The 17991-nt window shown below is 49.9% G+C and carries 19 protein-coding genes; 9 read left to right on the top strand and 10 right to left on the bottom strand.

The window, feature by feature from the left end:
- Positions 1–66: 66 nt before the first annotated feature.
- Positions 67–1041, top strand: a complete 975-nt coding sequence (locus Q0499_RS10750; protein WP_299199152.1) for an ATP/GTP-binding protein — start codon at positions 67–69, stop codon at positions 1039–1041.
- 141 nt (positions 1042–1182) lie between these two features.
- Entirely contained in the window at positions 1183–1383 is a 201-nt protein-coding gene (locus Q0499_RS10755; protein ID WP_299199154.1) for a DUF2788 domain-containing protein, read from the top strand.
- A gap of 30 nt (positions 1384–1413) precedes the next feature.
- On the opposite strand, the gene Q0499_RS10760 is transcribed toward Q0499_RS10755, so the two are convergent.
- The gene (locus tag Q0499_RS10760) at positions 1414–1911 is read right to left on the bottom strand and encodes a pyridoxamine 5'-phosphate oxidase family protein (RefSeq protein WP_299199155.1); all 498 of its coding nucleotides are present in this window, start codon (positions 1909–1911) and stop codon (positions 1414–1416) included.
- Positions 1912–2028: 117 nt separating this feature from the next.
- Between Q0499_RS10760 and kdsA the strand changes: the two genes are divergently transcribed.
- The 3 genes from kdsA (at position 2029) to Q0499_RS10775 (ending at position 6455) form a co-directional block, all read left to right on the top strand.
- Complete coding sequence (kdsA, locus tag Q0499_RS10765) at positions 2029–2874, top strand: 3-deoxy-8-phosphooctulonate synthase (RefSeq protein ID WP_299199157.1); 846 nt, start codon at positions 2029–2031, stop codon at positions 2872–2874.
- Positions 2875–3028: 154 nt separating this feature from the next.
- Complete coding sequence (locus Q0499_RS10770) at positions 3029–5011, top strand: SUMF1/EgtB/PvdO family nonheme iron enzyme (protein ID WP_299199159.1); 1983 nt, start codon at positions 3029–3031, stop codon at positions 5009–5011.
- 10 nt (positions 5012–5021) lie between these two features.
- A complete protein-coding gene (locus Q0499_RS10775; protein ID WP_299199160.1) occupies positions 5022–6455 on the top strand; it encodes a DUF4139 domain-containing protein in 1434 nt (477 codons plus the stop codon).
- 114 nt (positions 6456–6569) lie between these two features.
- Here the strand turns inward: Q0499_RS10775 and Q0499_RS10780 are convergent, their stop codons facing one another.
- Positions 6570–7043, bottom strand: a complete 474-nt coding sequence (locus Q0499_RS10780; protein ID WP_299199162.1) for a sel1 repeat family protein — start codon at positions 7041–7043, stop codon at positions 6570–6572.
- A 398-nt stretch (positions 7044–7441) separates the two neighbouring features.
- Between Q0499_RS10780 and cysK the strand changes: the two genes are divergently transcribed.
- The gene (gene cysK / locus Q0499_RS10785; RefSeq protein WP_299199165.1) at positions 7442–8410 is read left to right on the top strand and encodes a cysteine synthase A; all 969 of its coding nucleotides are present in this window, start codon (positions 7442–7444) and stop codon (positions 8408–8410) included.
- An 86-nt stretch (positions 8411–8496) separates the two neighbouring features.
- On the opposite strand, the gene Q0499_RS10790 is transcribed toward cysK, so the two are convergent.
- The 5 genes from Q0499_RS10790 to Q0499_RS10810 form a co-directional block, all read right to left on the bottom strand.
- On the bottom strand, positions 8497–8694 hold the full coding sequence (locus tag Q0499_RS10790) for a hypothetical protein (RefSeq protein ID WP_299199167.1): 198 nt from the start codon (positions 8692–8694) through the stop codon (positions 8497–8499).
- Between the two features lie 188 nt (positions 8695–8882).
- A complete protein-coding gene (locus Q0499_RS10795; protein ID WP_299199169.1) occupies positions 8883–9806 on the bottom strand; it encodes a Dyp-type peroxidase in 924 nt (307 codons plus the stop codon).
- Positions 9807–9964: 158 nt separating this feature from the next.
- Positions 9965–10345, bottom strand: a complete 381-nt coding sequence (locus Q0499_RS10800; protein WP_299199171.1) for an MmcQ/YjbR family DNA-binding protein — start codon at positions 10343–10345, stop codon at positions 9965–9967.
- Positions 10346–10392: 47 nt separating this feature from the next.
- Positions 10393–11259 carry a sulfurtransferase gene (locus tag Q0499_RS10805; protein WP_299199174.1) on the bottom strand — a complete coding sequence of 289 codons (867 nt, stop codon included), beginning with the start codon at positions 11257–11259 and terminating at the stop codon, positions 10393–10395.
- A gap of 102 nt (positions 11260–11361) precedes the next feature.
- On the bottom strand, positions 11362–12645 hold the full coding sequence (locus tag Q0499_RS10810) for a tryptophan--tRNA ligase (protein ID WP_299199176.1): 1284 nt from the start codon (positions 12643–12645) through the stop codon (positions 11362–11364).
- Between the two features lie 156 nt (positions 12646–12801).
- Here Q0499_RS10810 and Q0499_RS10815 point away from each other — a divergent pair, with 156 nt between their 5' ends.
- The 3 genes from Q0499_RS10815 to yaaA all read left to right on the top strand — a co-directional run bounded on the left by Q0499_RS10815 (position 12802) and on the right by yaaA (position 14382).
- Positions 12802–13164 (top strand): hypothetical protein, encoded by a 363-nt coding sequence (locus Q0499_RS10815; protein WP_299199178.1) that lies wholly within the window; start codon positions 12802–12804, stop codon positions 13162–13164.
- Positions 13165–13274: 110 nt separating this feature from the next.
- A complete protein-coding gene (locus tag Q0499_RS10820; RefSeq protein WP_299199180.1) occupies positions 13275–13508 on the top strand; it encodes a DUF2789 domain-containing protein in 234 nt (77 codons plus the stop codon).
- Positions 13509–13608: 100 nt separating this feature from the next.
- On the top strand, positions 13609–14382 hold the full coding sequence (gene yaaA, locus Q0499_RS10825) for a peroxide stress protein YaaA (protein WP_299199182.1): 774 nt from the start codon (positions 13609–13611) through the stop codon (positions 14380–14382).
- Between the two features lie 98 nt (positions 14383–14480).
- Here the strand turns inward: yaaA and Q0499_RS10830 are convergent, their stop codons facing one another.
- The 3 genes from Q0499_RS10830 to Q0499_RS10840 are packed head-to-tail and all read right to left on the bottom strand — an operon-like array spanning position 14481 to position 17988.
- Positions 14481–15356 (bottom strand): TIM44-like domain-containing protein, encoded by an 876-nt coding sequence (locus Q0499_RS10830; protein WP_299199184.1) that lies wholly within the window; start codon positions 15354–15356, stop codon positions 14481–14483.
- A gap of 43 nt (positions 15357–15399) precedes the next feature.
- Positions 15400–16299, bottom strand: coding sequence for a DMT family transporter (locus Q0499_RS10835; RefSeq protein ID WP_299199187.1), 900 nt, complete (start codon positions 16297–16299; stop codon positions 15400–15402).
- The gene (locus tag Q0499_RS10840; RefSeq protein WP_299199189.1) at positions 16300–17988 is read right to left on the bottom strand and encodes a potassium channel protein; all 1689 of its coding nucleotides are present in this window, start codon (positions 17986–17988) and stop codon (positions 16300–16302) included.
- Positions 17989–17991 lie beyond the last annotated feature (3 nt).

A 17991-nucleotide genomic window follows, 5' to 3' on the forward strand; every position in this document is an offset into this window, starting at 1 on the left:
AGTAACAACCCATTAGAAGAGAAATGAGGCCGAGGAGTCAGACAAAACATCTGACCTCCTAACACGATGAAAGACTCTAAAATTGTCTTCTTTGGCCCGGTTGGTGCAGGAAAAACCACCGCCATTGCCACCATCACAAATAACTGTGTTGCAACCACTGAGGCTCGCATCTCGGATACAAGCCTGAGACGAAAAAGCAGAACGACGGTAGCGATGGATTACGCACTGCTGGAAAGCGGTGGCAGGCGCATTCACCTGTATGGCACGCCGGGACAGGAGCGGTTCAGGTTTATGTGGGAGATGGTCTCTACTGAACTGGCCCATAACTGCAGCGGTCATATCATGTTGTTAGACAATGCCCGCAACCACCCCCTTAAAGACCTTGTTTTCTATCTGCGCAACTTCAAAATTTACAATCCCGATACCCCTTTAGTGATTGGCGTCACCGGCAGCGATCTGGTGCCGACACCAACCCAGGCGAAGTATGTGTCCTGGCTGAAACAACTAAAAATAAAAGCCTCTGTATTTTTTATCGATGCCCGCCGGAAAGAGGATGTCCAACGACTGATTGACGAAGTTATGCGCTTAGAGGAGTCAGACATATCCTCTAGCGCCAACCCGCCCTCACTGCAGGGTGAAGAGAAGACAAGCCTGGATGAGCTTTTTTCGACAAGCTCACATAATCCCCCTTTTACCGCTGAACTGATTGAGGATATCGAACGTATCAGTTCTGTTACAGGTACAGCGGTACTGCTTAACAACAGAGAGGTAAAACACTCCTCTCTGGATCAGCAACTACTGAAAGAATTACAAACGTTTGCGGCAGATATCCCAGCAATACGACGCCGGATAGACGATCTGGGATCACTGAACAACTTCAGGTTAAATACTCAACCAAAGGGGTTCTTTATGATCATGCTTACTGATAGCCAGTTACTGGGGGTTCACTGCAACGGAGAGATCTCTCTGCTGACACTCAGGCAGGAGGTGGACAACCGGATGCAGTGGAACAAAGATATAATGAAAGATGGGTCTGCATGACACATAAGCTTATAGCGAAAACATCCTGCAAAAAACCGATTTTGACTACCTCTGCGATTGCACATTAACGTTTCGAATCTGTACAATCCCTGACCATTTACGATTTATAACATTCAAATTTATAACAAAAGGAATGAGCCTGTGCGTCTTGCAGAAATTGAAGCGATAGCTCTCAACGTCGGCATCACTGTTTTCGCCGCGTATATATTCTTTATCATCTACGATCTGGCGAAAAAATCGAATGCCGGCAAATTTGGCACCGCCGTACTGTTCTTCGCACTGGGGCTTGGTCTGGCTGCGTTTCTGGTGAAAACGGTGGTTGTTTATATGATAGAGGGCTGATCGGGCCAGCGGTTTATTTTAGCCTGACGCTCACCCCGCCTCAGTGGCTGCAGTAATGGGCTGTAATTTAAAACCCGGCATCTCTAATGTAAATGCCCGGCCAAAACCCAGCACTAACCGCCCCTGCCGCGGGATCAGCCGGAAGAGCCTGAAATCCGGCAGGGTACGCAACAGATCCACCGTAGGGCCATGCCGCTCCCGGTAGAGACGCATTACCGGTTCATACTCTTTATCATCACCCGCAATCTCACTGGCATGACACTGCAGAGTAATACGGTTGCGGGCAAAGATATTCCGACTGCTGGCTTCATCCTCAATCAGCATCACCCCGGCGGCAGGCGAGCGCATCAGATTACGCGTATGGCTGGCCAGCTGGCTGACAAAGATATACAGATTACCTCCGCTAAAAACAAACGGGGAATAGCTTGCTTCAGGCCCCGTCTCCCCCTGGGTTGCCAACTGCAACGTGTTGCTGAGTTGAAGCAAACGATCTAACTGCTGAAAAGCCTGGCTATCGTCCTGCTGCACTGAGATGACCTCTTCCAACGACGTTATTAGTTATCCTGCCTGAGTATAAATATACTCCATCGCACAACAGATTAACGTATAATCAGCAGCGTATTAAAATTGACAGGATTTGTGAATATGCAACAGAAAGTGGTGAAAGCCGGCAATATCTCCATCTCAAACGAAATGCCCATGGTTCTGTTTGGTGGCATGAACGTTTTGGAATCACGAGATCTGGCGATGCAGATCGCAGAACACTATGTGGAAGTCACCACCCGGTTGAATATCCCCTATGTGTTTAAAGCCTCTTTCGATAAGGCCAACCGCTCCTCTCTGACCTCCTTTCGCGGGCCGGGTCTGGATGAAGGTCTGAAAATCCTGCAGGAGATTAAGCAAACCTTCAATGTTCCCCTGATCACCGATGTTCACGAACCCTATCAGGCAGCTCCGGTCGCCGAAGTCTGCGATATCATTCAACTGCCGGCATTTCTCTCTCGCCAGACCGATCTGGTAAAAGCGATGGCTGAGACCGGTGCCGTCATTAACATCAAAAAAGCTCAGTTCCTTGCACCGCAGGAGATGCGACACATCCTCAACAAGTGTGAGGAAGCGGGAAACAGCAACCTGATTCTGTGCGAGCGCGGCAGCAGTTTTGGCTATAACAACCTGGTTGTTGATATGTTGGGCTTCTCCATCATGAAAGAGATGGGCTATCCGGTTATGTTCGATGCAACCCATGCCCTGCAGATGCCCGGCGGCAGGAGTGATTCAGCCGATGGACGGCGCGCGCTGGTTGCTCAGCTATCAAGAGCTGGCCTGGCCCAGGGTATCGCCGGACTCTTCCTCGAGGCTCATCCGGACCCAACCCAGGCTAAATGCGACGGCCCCTGCGCCCTGCCGCTGGATAAGCTGGAGCCCTACCTGGCCCAGATGAAGGCGGTCGATGAGCTGGTAAAAAGTTTCGCTCCACTGATTACTGAATAGCCTGTTCGGCGACCCTATAGGGTCGCCCTGAACACTCCCCCGGCAAATCAATCAATATTCCTGCCGTTTTGACAGCAATGAGACTTAACTCTTTGTTAGTCATACTCTATCATCAAACAGACTTATCAGGATTTGCGATCAAGGGTGCATAGGAATGGCTTCACCAAGCGACCTAATCTACGACGGACTGGAAGCCGGCCAGATCATCGGACCGGATCATCATCAGTTCAGACTGACAAACCAATTTCAAACCAACCGGTTTGGCCAGCTATGGTATGCAGAAGACCTCTCTACCAGCCGCTCGGTACCGGTCACGCTGCAGATTTTTGACCCCGCACTGCTAAAGCATGAAGGTTTTATCGACTCAGCTCAAAAACATATTGTCCTGAGCAAAAAGTTCAAACATCCCCACCTTGTAGAATATTACGGTATGTTCCGGCAAAAGGCCGTACTGCTGTTTTTTGCCATTGAGGTGATGGACGGTCTGACACTGGAAAAGCTACTCAGCAGCGGACAGGCTAACAAACTCAAAGATAACCAGAAAAAAGGGCTGTTGCAGCAACTGGCGACGGCGATAGATACCGCCCATGCAGGGGCAGGACAAGCGCATAAAGCGATCTGCCCCGAATCGGTCTTTATCAACAAACAGGGCGGCGTAAAGCTGGCAAACTTTGCCTTTAATGAAGCGATGACAATTGCCGATGAGATGAGTAATACTCCCTCATCTCATCTGGCCTATCAGGCCCCTGAAGCCTTTCATCCCAACCCGGTCACGGTGGAAGCAGACATCTACTCTTTCGCCTGCATTATCTACCACCTGCTGAGTGGAAAAGCGCCATTTCTGGTCTCTGAAGATGAACCAACCCGGGTACGCAAAGAACTTAAAAAACCCTCATCACTGAACCCGGAACAGTGGGCTATTCTACAGGCGGCGTTTGCAACCGACCCGGAAGAACGACCCCGTCAGGCCTCCCTGCTGTTTAAGCAGATTATTGAAGCCGGAGAAAAAAAAGAGTTGCCGCCGGACGACGATATTCCGGAACCACTGCAGGAAGACGAGAGCAAACGCCGCAGACTATGGCGATTAACGATGCCCGACTGGGCCGTGCCGGTACTCATTTTCAGCTTTGGATTTATGCTCGGTTTTACCATCGCCTTTTTTATCGGACTACAGAACACCAACGACGCTGAGTTGGCCCTGAACCAAACGCGGGAAGAGTTGCAAACGGTTCAGGAAGATATCGCAGACCTGCAGCAAACGTTGCGCACTGAACGTGAACAGCGGTCCGCTGAAACCGATGCATTGCAGGCTGAACTTAAAGGCAAGATTGAAGAGACCAGGTCGCTGCATAAAGAGCTGATGGATGTGAAGTTTGCCGACCCGGATAAATTAACCGTTTTCACCGATCAGCTGGATGATGGTTTTAAAGGTCCACAGATGATTATCATTCCCCGGGGCAGCTTCACCATGGGCGATCAGAAGCTGGTCGGTGATGACAACGAGCTACCCAGTCATCTGGTGACGATCAGTCACCGTTTTGCACTGGCACGTAACGAAGTCACCTTCAATGACTATGATTATTACGCCCGATCCATGGGCCGCCCTCTGCCGGACGACGAGGGCTGGGGGCGTGGCAACCGCCCGGTGATCAATGTCACCTGGAAAGAAGCTAAAGCCTACGTGCAATGGCTGGCACTGCTGACAGGTCAGCCCTACCGCCTGCCAACAGAAGCCGAATGGGAATATGTTGCCCGGGCCGGCACCGATAGCAACTACTGGTGGGGTGATGAGCTGGAACCTGATCGCGCAGTCTGTAGTGAATGCGGCACTGAATGGGATGGCAAGAAAACCGCACCAGTAGCATCTTTCCCGCCAAATTCATGGGGCATTCATGATATGAGTGGTAATGTCGATGAATGGGTTGAGGACTGCTATCAGGACTCGTATTTCAATGCTCCGGCGGATGGCTCTGCCATGATTGATGGAGACTGCGAATTTCGCGTTATGCGCGGCGGCTCCTGGTTCGATATCGGCCGGGTGATCCGTTCATCCAGCCGCTATCGCTATCTGCCAGACAGCAGTAAAAACAGCTGGGGATTCCGTATAGCACTCGACCTGACCGATAAAACCAACTGAGGAATAGTTGATGCTTAAGCCCCTGTCACCAGCACGTATCCCGGCACTGATACCAACCACCCTGTTATTAAGTGTACTTGCCACCAATGGAGCGCTACAGGCAGCCCCACTGAACGTCGATTCTGAAAAGCAGCAAGACCTGAGCATCACCCTCTATAATCAGGATCTCGGTTTAGTAAGAGATGTCCGCAGCCTGCCCCGTATTGACCAGGGCCAGACCCTCTATATACGCGATGTCAGCCACCAGATTATGAGCCAGACCCTGCAGGTGGAAAATGCCGGTAAAATCCTTGAGCAGAATCTTAACAACAATCTGATATCCGTTTACGCACTGCTCAACGCCTATACCGGAAAGATGGTTCAACTGGCCCGCTTTAACAGTGTCAGTGGTAGTGAAACAATATCCGATGCCCTGCTACTAAGCTCCGATGGCAACCAGGCGCTGGTTGAATATCAGGGACGCATCGAGACAGTCCCGGTTAATCAGCAGGGCTGGCGCTTTATCTTCCCGTCTGTGCCAGAGGGGATGCAATCCAGGCCAAGCCTTGAGATCCGTTCGGACGGCACCACAAACGCCGGAGAGGCGGTACTGACCTATCTGACCCAGGGTCTCAGCTGGCAGATGGATTACTCTCTGGTTGTTAACAACGCAGGCGATCAGCTTAAACTCGATGGTCTGGCAACACTGAACAACAACACCGGCGTGGACTTTCACAACAGTAAAATCCTGCTGATGGCCGGCCAGGTAAATCAGGCTTCAGCACCAATGCTACGCCAGAAAGCGGTGATGCTGAGGGCGGAATCAATGGCAGATAGCGGTGCGCCGCAATCATTTCAGGATTATCAGTTATACAAACTTCCGCAGCGGGCCAGCCTGCTGAATGGACAGACGAAACAGGTCAGCCTGATCAGCGCAGATAAGGTGACGGCAGAGAAAAGTTATCACTATCAGTTTGAGGTATACCCCTCTCTGGATCGTCAGACCTATGATCAGAAACCGGATATAAATATCAGCTTCATCAACGGCGAAAAAGAGGGGCTGGGATTCCCGCTTCCGGCAGGCACCGCCAGAGTGTTCAGCCCCGATGCTGAGGGTTTACGCCATTTTATCGGCAGCGCCATGATTGAAAACAGCAGCAAGGGACAAACGGTTAACCTGCCAATCGGCAAAGCGTTTGACCTGACCATCAAACAGCAACAAAGCCTGTTTGAGAAAACCTATGACAGCTTTCTGAACGGTTATGAGCTTCAGCTTAGCAATAGCAGCGAACAGGCCAAAGAGATAGAGATCACCGCTAATTTCCACCAGGACTGGAAGGTGACTGAAAGCAATCAACCCTACAAGCGGGTTAACGCCAGTCAGTTGCGCTGGACAATCAGCGTTCCAGCAGAGGGTAACGCACGCCTGGAATTTAAAACCGAACTAAAAAATCTGCAGAAGTAATATAAAAGGTTATCTGAGCGAAAAGCATCATCGACTGTCACTGCCCCGGATAACAAACCGGGGCAGCATTACGGGAGTATCAGCCCCATGGTAATCGCTGTGTTTTAGAGTGATTCAATAATGCCCTGCCTCTAACTGATTTAGCCAGTGCGCCGAATCGATACCGGACGCCTCCTGTTCAAGCTCACCATTGGTGGTGATATCTACCATCCGCCGGATAGCCAGTATATGGCCTGCCTCAGCAGCCTGGCGGTAATAGTTAACCGCCTTAACGGCATCTGCTTTATATGTCTCATAGCCTTCTTCATAGGTTTTACCCATCTGATACGCAGCTTTACTATCGCCTTTATCCGCAGCCCTCTCCAGATAGATTAATCCCTGTATCCGGTTGGTCACCCCCTCTCCCCGGAAATGCAACAGATGACCATACACAGACAACGCACGTACGCTGCCATAATCCGCAGCATAACGAAACAGCTTCATAACAAAACTATGCTTCGCCTTAGACCCCTTCAATATTGGCAGATGAAACAGCCTAAAAGCGATCCAGCCGAGCAGTGGAGCGATCAATTTCATAAACAAACGCATCTGAATACCTTAGGTGATAGATGATCAAAGCCAACACAATATCAGAATTACCTAATATTAAAACCGATAAACACTAAGGATTAACGTCCAGCATCATCTATAAGCGCGTATATCAGTCAGACCTCCGAAAAGCATAGCTGATTTAACCATGGTTGCTAACATCTCAGAATACCAGGCCGTAAAGACGGAAAAAACGATCTGTATGAATGTGTCATAGACTTGCTATAAAGCGTTTATTGCGCTTAAATCATTACCAACCTGGATATAAGAATATTTTTTTTATACCCCAAAGGAATATAGCTAAGTCCATACAATTAACCTTTGAGTACGGCCGGATAGGAACTGCTTCCTAATAAAGAGCTTCTACGGCCGATTTTTAAGTCGTTACAGGTACCCCTATGAAAATATTTGAAGATAATTCCCTGACGATCGGCCAAACGCCTCTGGTCCACCTGAACAGAATTGCGCCTGGAAAGAAAATCTACGCCAAGCTGGAAAGCCGAAATCCGGCAGGCTCGGTTAAATGCCGTATCGGCGCCAACATGATCTGGGCGGCTGAAGAAAACGGCACCCTTAAACCCGGCATGACTCTGGTTGAACCCACCTCAGGCAACACCGGTGTCGCGCTGGCGTTTGTCGCCGCGTCCCGGGGCTATAATCTGACACTGACGATGCCCTCTTCGATGAGCCTGGAGCGTCGCAAACTAATGAAAGCACTGGGGGCTGAGATCGTACTGACTGAACCTGCCAAGGGGATGAAAGGCGCTATTGAAAAAGCTCAGGAGCTTGTCCATAGTAACCCCGAAACGCACCTGATGTTGCAACAATTTGAAAACCCGGCCAACCCGGAAATACACGAAAAAACCACCGGCCCCGAGATCTGGAACGATACCGATGGCCAGATCGACATCCTGGTTGCGGGCGTCGGTACCGGTGGAACCATCAGTGGTATCTCACGCTATATTAAGCATCAGCAGGGCAAAGCGATTACCTCTGTCGCGGTAGAACCAACCGTCTCTCCGGTCATTACCCAGACATTGAATGGAGATGAGGTAAAACCCTCACCACATAAAATTCAGGGTATCGGTGCCGGCTTCGTGCCTAAAAATCTCGACCTGTCCGTTGTTGATCAGGTTGAGCAGGTTTCTAATGAAGATGCCATCGAGATGGCCCGACAGCTGATGCTGAAAGAGGGTATCCTGGCAGGTATCTCCTGCGGTGCAGCCCTGAGTGCTGCGGTTCAGGTTGCCGCGCAACCCGGCAATGAAGACAAGATGATTGTGGTGGTTCTACCCGACTCGGGCGAACGTTATCTCTCCACGCCACTGTTTGAAGGAATCTTCAGCGACAACGAGTTAGTACAGTAAATATTAACGGAAAGTGGCTTTTGCGTTAAAACGACAGCATAAAAAACCGGGCATGGCCCGGTTTTTTCTTATCTGCATGATGCTCTTCAGGACACCATTTTCCGAATCTCTTCATGACTGGGAAACGTTGGCAGATGGTCAACAAATGTCCGGCCATCACTTAGCTTCTTGACGGTGTACCAACGAGCCTTGCGCTCATCGCCATTAAAGTGTCCATCCACTTCAAAGTTTTCACCATCAACGCCCAAAACAGCAATTGTTCGTGTTATCGCCTCATTTTGCATAGTCGGCTCCGCTTTTCTTATATTTGCACTTTACTTTTTCAGTCCCTGAATTGTGCTCATCTGCGTGAGCTACAAAAATATGGAACTGGCGCTTATACCTCTGGAATTTTCCAATCCCTAAAGTGTAGTCTATTGTGTCCGTTTGACAAACTCATGACATTTTTCAGTCGATGCTGTGACAGTGAAAACTAACCCCATTGCGTTAGCCAATCGGTTGATGGCGCAAAGAACGCCTGACCTGTTACCGCCGAGGTAAAATTCATCAGATGATCATGATTACCCTGATCATCACCCAGAATCATGCTCTCAAGCATCTGTGTAAACGGCTCTGGGGAACGTCCATAGGAGGCGAACATCAGCCCCCTTTTAGTCAGATCCCCATACGGCATACTGTGCCGCAGAATCTCGATGGAGTTACCCTCAGCATCTTTCAGCGAGGTGCGCTTAGTATGCGCAAACGCGGCTTTAGCTTCGCTGGCGTATTCTTCATTATCCGCTTTGGTCCGGCCAAAAATATCTTCCTGCTGTTTAACTGTAATCCGATTCCAGGCTTTAAGGTCGTGCTCATAGCGCTGCAGATGAATATAACTACCGCCGCTAAATGTCGGGTCTTCATCGCCCACCACGGCAACCGCAATCCGGTCATCGCCCTCCGGGTTTTCCGTGCCGTCTACAAAGCCGGTCAGGTCACGGCTGTCGAGATAACGAAAACCATGATTCTCCTCCACCAGGGTTGCGTCATCTCCCAGTCGCTCGGTTAACAGAACACTGGCTTCGTAGTTAAGATCATGACGTTCCGAGCGAATATGCAGCAACAGATCAACCGGTGTATGCGGTGTAGTGATCTCTTTATTGGTAAAGACGGGAAAGCTGGTTAACTTAGCAGGACGTTCATCCGGACTGAGCAGACCCCAGTACTCACCGCCGATAGCAACGGTAATGTGCAGGTCTGCTTCAGGGTAACGTTGTCGGAACTGAGACTCGGTAGAGGGGATCTGCGCTAAAAACGTACGTAGATTATCGGCAGCCTCAGCTGAGCGGGAGATATTCAGGGTGATAAACAGGGCATCGGTGTTAGCCTGAGCAATAACACCTGACTGAAAACGGGTCATAGCGAACTCCATATCATGTAAAACTCAATTCAGTATATAAATCTGGCCACTGAAAGAAAGCCCAATCCGGAAAGTATGTCCCTTTGATCACCAAAGGCTTATCAAATGGTTTGATGGAATCAACCTATTCCTGTCGGTACGAAGCTGACTGTACGAAGCTAACGGTATAACACCTCACAGCCATATTGAAGCTCCAACGGCAGACGCTCTTTACGGCCCATCCCTTTAACTACCAGAGCATAAGAACGATCGATCATTCGCTCTAACTCACCGTTGGGGATACTGCCATCCAACAGGATGGTGTTCCAGTGCAGTTTGTTCATATGGTAGCCTGGCAACACTGCGCTAAAGATATCCCGCAACATCTGCGCTTCTACCGGATCACACTTGAGATTCATCCGTGCTATACCGGCGTCGACAGACAGCGTCGCAAACATCTTGCTGCGCACTTTCATCACCGCAATATGGGGATAAAAGGGAAAGTCCTCCCAAGCCTCCGGTCGACTAAGCATATAACTTCGGGTTGCCTGATAGTCCATAGCATTCTATCTATTAAAGTGCGAATTAAGAGTTTATTCTTAAGAGCTTATTCGCCAGTAGCCACAGGCCGCTGCGGATCGCGAATCCACTCGCTCCACGACCCCGGGTAGACTTTCGCTCCGTGCAGCCCGGCATGTTCCATCGCCAGCAGATTATGGCAGGCAGTCACCCCGGAACCACAATAATGGGCGACCTGTTGTGGCTGATAGTCTGCGATAAAGTCGAGCCACTCCTGGCGCAACAGCTCAGCAGACTTAAACGTGCCATCTGCTGTCAGGTTGAGTTGTAAGGGTCGGTTAACGGCACCGGGAATATGCCCGGCAACCGGATCGATCGGCTCCTGCTCTCCGCGAAAACGCTCTGGGGTTCGGGCATCGATCAACATCCCTCCGGATACAGACCCGGTAACCTGCTCAAGAAGGAGAATCATCGACATCTCCGGCTCAGCAACAAAATTACCGGGCAGCGGAGAGGGCAGCTGATCGGTCACCGACAAACCCGCGGCAAGCCAGGCGGGATAACCGCCATCCAGCACCGCCACCTGCGTATGCCCTAGCAAGCGAAACAACCACCAGGCACGTGCAGCCATGGCAGCACCACAATCATCATAGACCACCACCTGAGTCTCTTTGCTCACCCCACGAGAACGAAAAGTCTGAGCGAGTTTTGTTAAATCAGGCAGTGGATGCCGACCAGTCTGAGGCGTTAGCGGCGCCGAGAGATCCTCTTCAAGGTGCAGATAACCCGCCCCGGAAATATGCCCTTCGCGATACACCGCCTCACCCTTTTCAGGGGCCGTCAGATAGGAACGGCAGTCGAGTACAACCGTTAAGGAAGAATCGCCCTGAAGCAGACTATCCAGCTCAGCAACTGATATCAGTGTGGTAAACATCCGTTCCTCTCCTTCATCCATTAAACCCGACATCTCTTATAGCAAGAGATAAGTCTTAGCAAGATATCAGCCTTAGCAATAGATAAATCTTAGCAATGTATAACGCCGGGGCGGTTTATGATCTTAAACCAGCAGTTCGGCAAGCTCTTCACGCAGAAAGTCCAGCTCATTCTGCGCTTTCTGCCTGGCTTTTTTCTTCAGTAACTCAACTTCGCTCTCTTTCTCAGCGATCAGCAGTTTTGCCTCTGCAGACTGATCTTCGGCACTGTTAACCCGGTCAAGCAGCGGTTTCAGTTGCATCAGAATGGCACGGCGACGTCCCTCTTCTGCCCGGGCGACCTGCTCAGCGGATTGCTCTTTCTCTTTTTTCTCTTCCACCTGAGCAGTACTAACGCCCTGCCAGGTCAGTGGTCGAATACCTACCGCGACACGGACATCTTCAAGGAAAGGAACGGCATGATTACGGGCTTTTTCAGCACCTTTCAGCAACTGCTGCTCAACAAACCCCAGATCATTCATCAGCCGGTTGTACTCTTCGCGGGGCTGACTCAGATAGCTGTCGAGAAACTCAAATAGTTCTTTCTTCGCATCACCCCAGCCAATCCCATTGTCAAACTTAGCGCGCATCTGTGCTTGCTCAGCGGCCGTGGCAAAATTGGCGTAGAGCTGGAAGATGGTACTACTGTCCGCATCTTTTGGCTCACCCGGCTCGCGGGTATCGGTCTTGATCTGTTTGATCAGCTTGTACAGGTCATCACTGTTGCTGAACAACGGAATCGTATTGTCATAACTCTTCGACATCTTCCGGCCATCCAGACCGGGAATCAGCTGAGTCTGCTCATCCACCTGCGCTTCCGGCAGGTTAAACAGGGTGCCGTAGGTGTGATTAAACCGACCAGCAATATCACGCGCCATCTCAATATGCTGAATCTGGTCTTTACCCACGGGGATAATATCTGCATTAAACATCAGAATATCAGCGGCCATCAGTATCGGATAACTGAACAATCCCATGGTGACGTCATCATCATCCTGGCGGCCCGCTTCACGGTTCGCATCGACAGAAGCTTTATAGGCGTGAGAACGGTTCATCAGACCTTTAGAGGTCATGCAGGTGAGAATCCAGGTCAGTTCAGTGATCTCAGGAATATCGGTCTGGCGGTAGAAGGTTGCCTTATCGGTATCCAGCCCCAGTGCCAGCCAGGTTGCGGCAATTTCACGGGTTGAGCGGGCCACGCGGTCAGGGTCATGACACTTAATCAGGGCGTGAAAATCAGCAAGAAAGAAGTAACTGTTATTATTACTGTTGAGACTTGCTTCAATCGCGGGCTTAATAGCGCCCAGATAGTTACCAATATGTGGGGTACCGGTGGTCGTAATACCGGTCAGAACGGTCTGCTTGGTCATCTGATTATCTTTTTACTGAAAGCTAACGAAAATTGCGCTCTATAATACAAGAAAATTGGCTCGCTGGCCTGCGTAATCACAGCTGAAATGACCGTGAGGGTTTTTTCAGACAGTGATCGGTGGTACAAATAGCCATCTCTTATGTAAGGAATCACTATGTCATCGCTTATCCCTTCATTTATTGTTCTGGGCTCACTGCTGATAACACTGGTTATCATGCTACGCCGCGCACCTGATCTTAAGGCGGGTACCATCGTCACCAACCTGATTATGACAGCACTCTGCTTTGTTGGCGGTATGCTGATCTCGGCAATGTATACCCGCGCGGTAGGCAACGAAAGCTCAAACCCTTTCATCATCTCGGTTCTGGTGGCTATGGGTACCTTCGGCGCACTGGCGATCTATATCAAGCTGGACGAAAAACAGAAACGCATAATCCAACAGAGAAAACAGCAGAACCTGCAACAGGATATTCAACAGGACAGTTCGCCAGGCAGTCAACCGGGCATTAACGAGTAAACAAGATCGATTCAGACTTTATCTGAGTCTTCGATTCGCTGTCACCTCTTTGACAAAGCGGTCATTCTGACCAAGACTGAATGCACAGATTATTTTATATGGAGGCAGCGATGGACAGATCAACACACACGATGAACACTCTGTTTGAGCAGCTGGGCATGCCCGGCGATGATTCATATATCGATCAGTTTATCCGCACCCACACCCTCTTCAGCCAGCAAGTTAAGCTGTCTGATGCAACCTTCTGGAACGATAGCCAGGCAAACTTTATCAAGGAGTGTCTTGAGGCCGATTCAGACTGGAGTGACGTGGTGGATGAGCTGAATACTCGTCTTCACTCCTGACTATCACGGTTATTGAGATAACTAATCAGGCCAGCCCTTTCCAGAGCTGGCCTTTTTAGTTTAGGATCAGAGCATTATCATAATACGACACGCAAACACTATGCTATTGGTTATCTCCCCCGCGAAAAACCTCGATTACGATACGCCGGCCACCACCGAGCGTTATACACAGCCGCAGCATCTGGATCATGCCGAACAGCTGATTCAACAGCTACGGGATTACTCGGTTCAGGATATTGCTGAACTGATGAAGCTCAGCGACAAGCTCTCTGCCCTCAATGTCGCCCGCTATGAGAGCTGGTCTCAGCCGTTCACCGCTGACAATGCCAAGCAGGCAGTCCTGGCCTTTAATGGTGATGTGTACAGTGGGCTCAACGCAGGCGATTTCAATGAGGCGGAACTTGAGTTCACTCAACAACATCTGCGTATTCTGTCCGGCCTGTATGGTGTTCTGAAACCTCTCGACCTGATGCAACCCTACCGACTGGAGATGGGCACCAAGCTGCCTAATGGCCAGGGTAAGGATCTTTATGCATTCTGGGGTAGTCTGGTCACTAATGATCTTAATACAACCCTGGCAGAGGCAGATGAGCCGGTGCTGGTTAACCTGGCATCCAATGAGTATTTCAAATCCGTTAAGCCAAAAGAGCTGAACGCCCGCATTATCACCCCGGTGTTCAAAGACTGGAAAAATGGTCAGTATAAGATCATCAGCTTCTTTGCCAAAAAGGCGCGCGGCCTGATGTGCCGCTACGCGATCAAAAACCAGATCACCGATGCTGAACAGCTAAAGAGTTTTGATCTGGCCGGTTATCAGTATGATGACAGCCTGTCAAAAGGTGATACCTGGGTGTTTACCCGCAAGGAAGGCTGATTTTTCCCCAATCGAAGCGCGCCTTTTAGCCATAAAAAAACGCTGCCATATTTGCAGCGTTTTTTATGTCTGTAGAACGAAGATAATCGAAGACTAAATCAGGGTTGCTGAATACCCACAATAACCCAGTTAGCGTCAGAGCCGTTCATCTCCCGACGCAGATGCCAGATCTCACTGAACTCGGTGGTCTGATCACTATCCTCTTTCAGCCAGCCGTAGAAATTGATTGAGGCGATAACATGATCATCGTTGTCGATAAAATTAGCCAACTCTGCCATCACTGAAACGACTTCAGTTGTCTGATCAGCCGGCTGCTTTGCCCGTTCCTGTTTCAGAGCGTCGAGCACCTCTGCAGATGTGTAGGTTGCAATATCATCCCAGTCACTCTTGTCCCAGGCATTCTGCAGGTGGCTGAAATGCCCCTTTGCGCCCTCAACAAATGCCTGCTCATTAAACCACTCAGGCAACTGCAAAGACTCTGAGCCAAAGTTAAAACCGGCTCCGGTTGCCGGTGAAATATCCTGATAATCCGATGTTTCTGCCTGCTGACGGTTCTGATTTTGAGCCGTTTCAGGTTGCGACCGCTGATGTCCGGCATATTGAGGCTGAGCGCTTCCTTTCATCGCGGAGAAAATTTTCACTGCGGCGAAGATCAACAGACCAATTAACAGGATGTCCATAAACTGGATGCCATCGAAGGCACCGCCAAAGAACAATGCGCCCAGCAATCCGCCCGCCAGAAGACCACCCATTAAACCGCCAAAGCCACTACGACGGGGCTGACCTGCAGCGTTAGTGTTGCTACCTGTCGGTGTTGCTTTTTGTTGAGTCGGTGCGGCTGGCTGAACTTTCTTGGGTGTTGAATAGGATTTACCAAAACTGAAGCCACCGCCTAAACGTTTGGCTTCGGCATCAGGCACTACCAGACCGAAACCGATAATCAGTGTAAACAATGAGACCAACAGGGTACGCATAGAAACTCCTTTACTGTAATAAGACATTCGGGGTTAAAAATAATTAAGCTGATGCCTTTTTATCGTTATGGTTGCGACCAGCAATGATCGCCAGATAGATGCCGCTGAATATTAGCCCCATCCCAATAAAATGGAAAGGTTCCACGGTCTCATTGAGGAAGATAACCGCGAGAATCAAGCCGAACAGTGGCATCAGATAGATAAACAATCCCGCCTTAGCCGGCCCCAGCTCTGCAACTCCCCGGTTCCAGAATATATAGGAGAGAATCGACGGACAGATCGCCATATAAATAATCGCTGACAACGTCTGCGGGCTCCATTGAGGACGTGCTCCGGCAAGATACTCCCATAGCATAAATGGAAACAACACCACCACTCCGATCACCACCGTCACTCCGAAAAAAGTAAATCCATCCAGCTCAGCAGGTTTCAGTCGCAGCATTACCGAATAGGCAGACCAGCTAAGCACTGCGGCTAGAATCCACAGATCACCAGTGTTAAATGACAGAGTCATTAATATTTCAGGGTCACCTTTTGCCACCAGCATCAACACACCCGCGAGCGAAACAAACACCCCAAGCCACTGCCGACGAACCACGGTTTCTCCGAGAAAAAGTGAGGTAAACACCAGAATAATAATCGGTACCGCGGATTGCATCAGCGTAGCATTAGTTGCCTGGGTCGTTTGCACACCGAGATAAATAAAGGAGTTAAAACAGACCACGCTCAACACTGACAACAGTGTTAACACCGGCAGATGCTGTCGAATCAGCGGCCACTTGCGCAAAATACGTGGCAATATAAATGGCAGGATAATCAGTAGCGCCAGGCCCCAGCGCATAAACGACATAGTCAGCGGAGGAAAGTCAGCATGGATACCCCGGGCAGTAACAAAGTTACCCGCCCAGAACAGTACAGTCAGGGTTAGCAGGAAATATGGCATCTAGATTCGCTTCAACAGTTTAGCCAACAGATTATGGCTTGGTTCTTCGCCGGTCTGAAGGTAGTAAAGAATATTGTAATTATTGATACTCCAGCTCATCTGATTACTGGCTTCCGCCAGACCGCAAAAGAGTATCTCATCGCCCTCTTGCAGCACCGTCAGCTCACCCGGTAACAGTTTAAGATCGCCGTTACGCCGGAACATCAGTGGAAAACAGGGTAACTGGTCCTTACGATAACGCGGGTCTTTCATCAGGTTACTCAGTTTAACTTCAACCCCTTTCGCCGATATCGCGATGATCGCAGGCGTTGTGGCCGGACTCACGGTAATCGACCAGCTATCCAACTCTTTATCAGAGACGATACTACTCATCCGGTTAAGCAGGGTATGAGACCAGACATCATCCTGCAACTGCATCTGTTCAATAAATACCGGCAGTAATGGGGTTTTAAGTTTCGCCAGAATCCGGTTAGCGATAATCTTGCCTGGCTCCATAATGAAGTCAGCCTTAGAATTCTTATACACCAGCATATTGGTGCTGAGATTCTGACGCACCACAGTCACCAGTTTTGGATTTAACTCTTTAGCCGTCATAATAATCGACAGGTTATCTGCATCGTTATCCGTGCCTGCAACAATACCCACCGCTTCCCGAACACCGGCGATCTCGAGCGTCTCCGCTTCTGTGCCCAGACCAATCACAGTGTTGCTATAACCTTTCAGCTGCCCGGGATCATCATCCAACAGGATCATTTCCACATCATGTTTGGCAAATTCCCGATAAAGCGCCTTGCCAAACCGCCCCAGGCCGCAAATAACCCAGCGGCCGCTGGTTTTTTTATAAGCACTTGAAAGGGGCCGGTGGAAGGGGTTGACCAGCCAGTCATATACCAGATGGGTATAGGGCGCATGCGCCGCCAGAGATAGATATTCAGCGTAATCTTTAAACGGATCAACAATATAGTCGGTACCAAAAGAGGCCAGATTACGGGCATTAACCTCTGACTCAGTCCGGCTCACCACAAGCCTGTTCGGAGCCAGCAGCTTACTGGCAATAGAGATAGACAGATTAACGTTATCGTCGTTGGTCAGTGCCAAAACGCCGATACAGTTGGGGTGTTGCAACCCTGCATCATCGAGCATCTCGGGCAATGCGGCATCGGCACACAGTCCGGGCACCCGCAGTACTAAATCATCAACTTCCAGCTCATCGATGCGTTCCTGATTGATATCGATCACCACCGAACGGATACCCCGGTCGCAGAGCTTTTTGATAATGACACTACCGGTGATGCCGTACCCACAGATCAGATAGAACGGCTCGTTGAAGTTCTTTACCTCTTTAATAAATGCCCGACGCCGTAACATTCGCCCGAATATGGGTTCCTGAAACAGTGCCAGCAACGAACCAATACTGTACAACCAGGCAATCACCGTGGCGTATATCGAGACCAGCGTCCAGGCTCGCTGAGCTGAGGTAAAGGCATAGGGAATTTCACCAAACCCAATCGTCGAGCCCATAAAACTGACGAAGTAGATCGCATGGAAAAAGTCCATATGCCAGACATTGCCCTGATCATCCTGCCCCGGGATCATGACAAACCCCAGAGTCGCCAGCGAATAGATAGTGATCAGCGTTATCAACGGATGCCGCAGACGCCGCAGCATCACATAAAATATATCGTTCATAGC

This window comes from uncultured Amphritea sp. (assembly GCF_937127095.1).
Taxonomy (GTDB): Bacteria; Pseudomonadota; Gammaproteobacteria; order Pseudomonadales; family Balneatricaceae; genus Amphritea.

What these genes read in the sequence shown, in the direction of transcription:
- Q0499_RS10805 (WP_299199174.1), bottom strand. Translation starts at nt 11,259, where the DNA reads ATGGATGAAGGAGAGGAACGGATGTTTACCACACTGATATCAGTTGCT.
- yaaA (WP_299199182.1), top strand. Translation starts at nt 13,609, where the DNA reads ATGCTATTGGTTATCTCCCCCGCGAAAAACCTCGATTACGATACGCCG.
- Q0499_RS10835 (WP_299199187.1), bottom strand. Translation starts at nt 16,299, where the DNA reads ATGCCATATTTCCTGCTAACCCTGACTGTACTGTTCTGGGCGGGTAAC.
- Q0499_RS10750 (WP_299199152.1), top strand. Translation starts at nt 67, where the DNA reads ATGAAAGACTCTAAAATTGTCTTCTTTGGCCCGGTTGGTGCAGGAAAA.
- Q0499_RS10800 (WP_299199171.1), bottom strand. Translation starts at nt 10,345, where the DNA reads ATGGACTATCAGGCAACCCGAAGTTATATGCTTAGTCGACCGGAGGCT.
- Q0499_RS10840 (WP_299199189.1), bottom strand. Translation starts at nt 17,988, where the DNA reads ATGAACGATATATTTTATGTGATGCTGCGGCGTCTGCGGCATCCGTTG.
- Q0499_RS10780 (WP_299199162.1), bottom strand. Translation starts at nt 7,043, where the DNA reads ATGCGTTTGTTTATGAAATTGATCGCTCCACTGCTCGGCTGGATCGCT.
- Q0499_RS10775 (WP_299199160.1), top strand. Translation starts at nt 5,022, where the DNA reads ATGCTTAAGCCCCTGTCACCAGCACGTATCCCGGCACTGATACCAACC.
- Q0499_RS10820 (WP_299199180.1), top strand. Translation starts at nt 13,275, where the DNA reads ATGGACAGATCAACACACACGATGAACACTCTGTTTGAGCAGCTGGGC.
- Q0499_RS10795 (WP_299199169.1), bottom strand. Translation starts at nt 9,806, where the DNA reads ATGACCCGTTTTCAGTCAGGTGTTATTGCTCAGGCTAACACCGATGCC.
- Q0499_RS10815 (WP_299199178.1), top strand. Translation starts at nt 12,802, where the DNA reads ATGTCATCGCTTATCCCTTCATTTATTGTTCTGGGCTCACTGCTGATA.
- Q0499_RS10810 (WP_299199176.1), bottom strand. Translation starts at nt 12,645, where the DNA reads ATGACCAAGCAGACCGTTCTGACCGGTATTACGACCACCGGTACCCCA.
- cysK (WP_299199165.1), top strand. Translation starts at nt 7,442, where the DNA reads ATGAAAATATTTGAAGATAATTCCCTGACGATCGGCCAAACGCCTCTG.
- kdsA (WP_299199157.1), top strand. Translation starts at nt 2,029, where the DNA reads ATGCAACAGAAAGTGGTGAAAGCCGGCAATATCTCCATCTCAAACGAA.
- Q0499_RS10830 (WP_299199184.1), bottom strand. Translation starts at nt 15,356, where the DNA reads ATGCGTACCCTGTTGGTCTCATTGTTTACACTGATTATCGGTTTCGGT.
- Q0499_RS10770 (WP_299199159.1), top strand. Translation starts at nt 3,029, where the DNA reads ATGGCTTCACCAAGCGACCTAATCTACGACGGACTGGAAGCCGGCCAG.
- Q0499_RS10790 (WP_299199167.1), bottom strand. Translation starts at nt 8,694, where the DNA reads ATGCAAAATGAGGCGATAACACGAACAATTGCTGTTTTGGGCGTTGAT.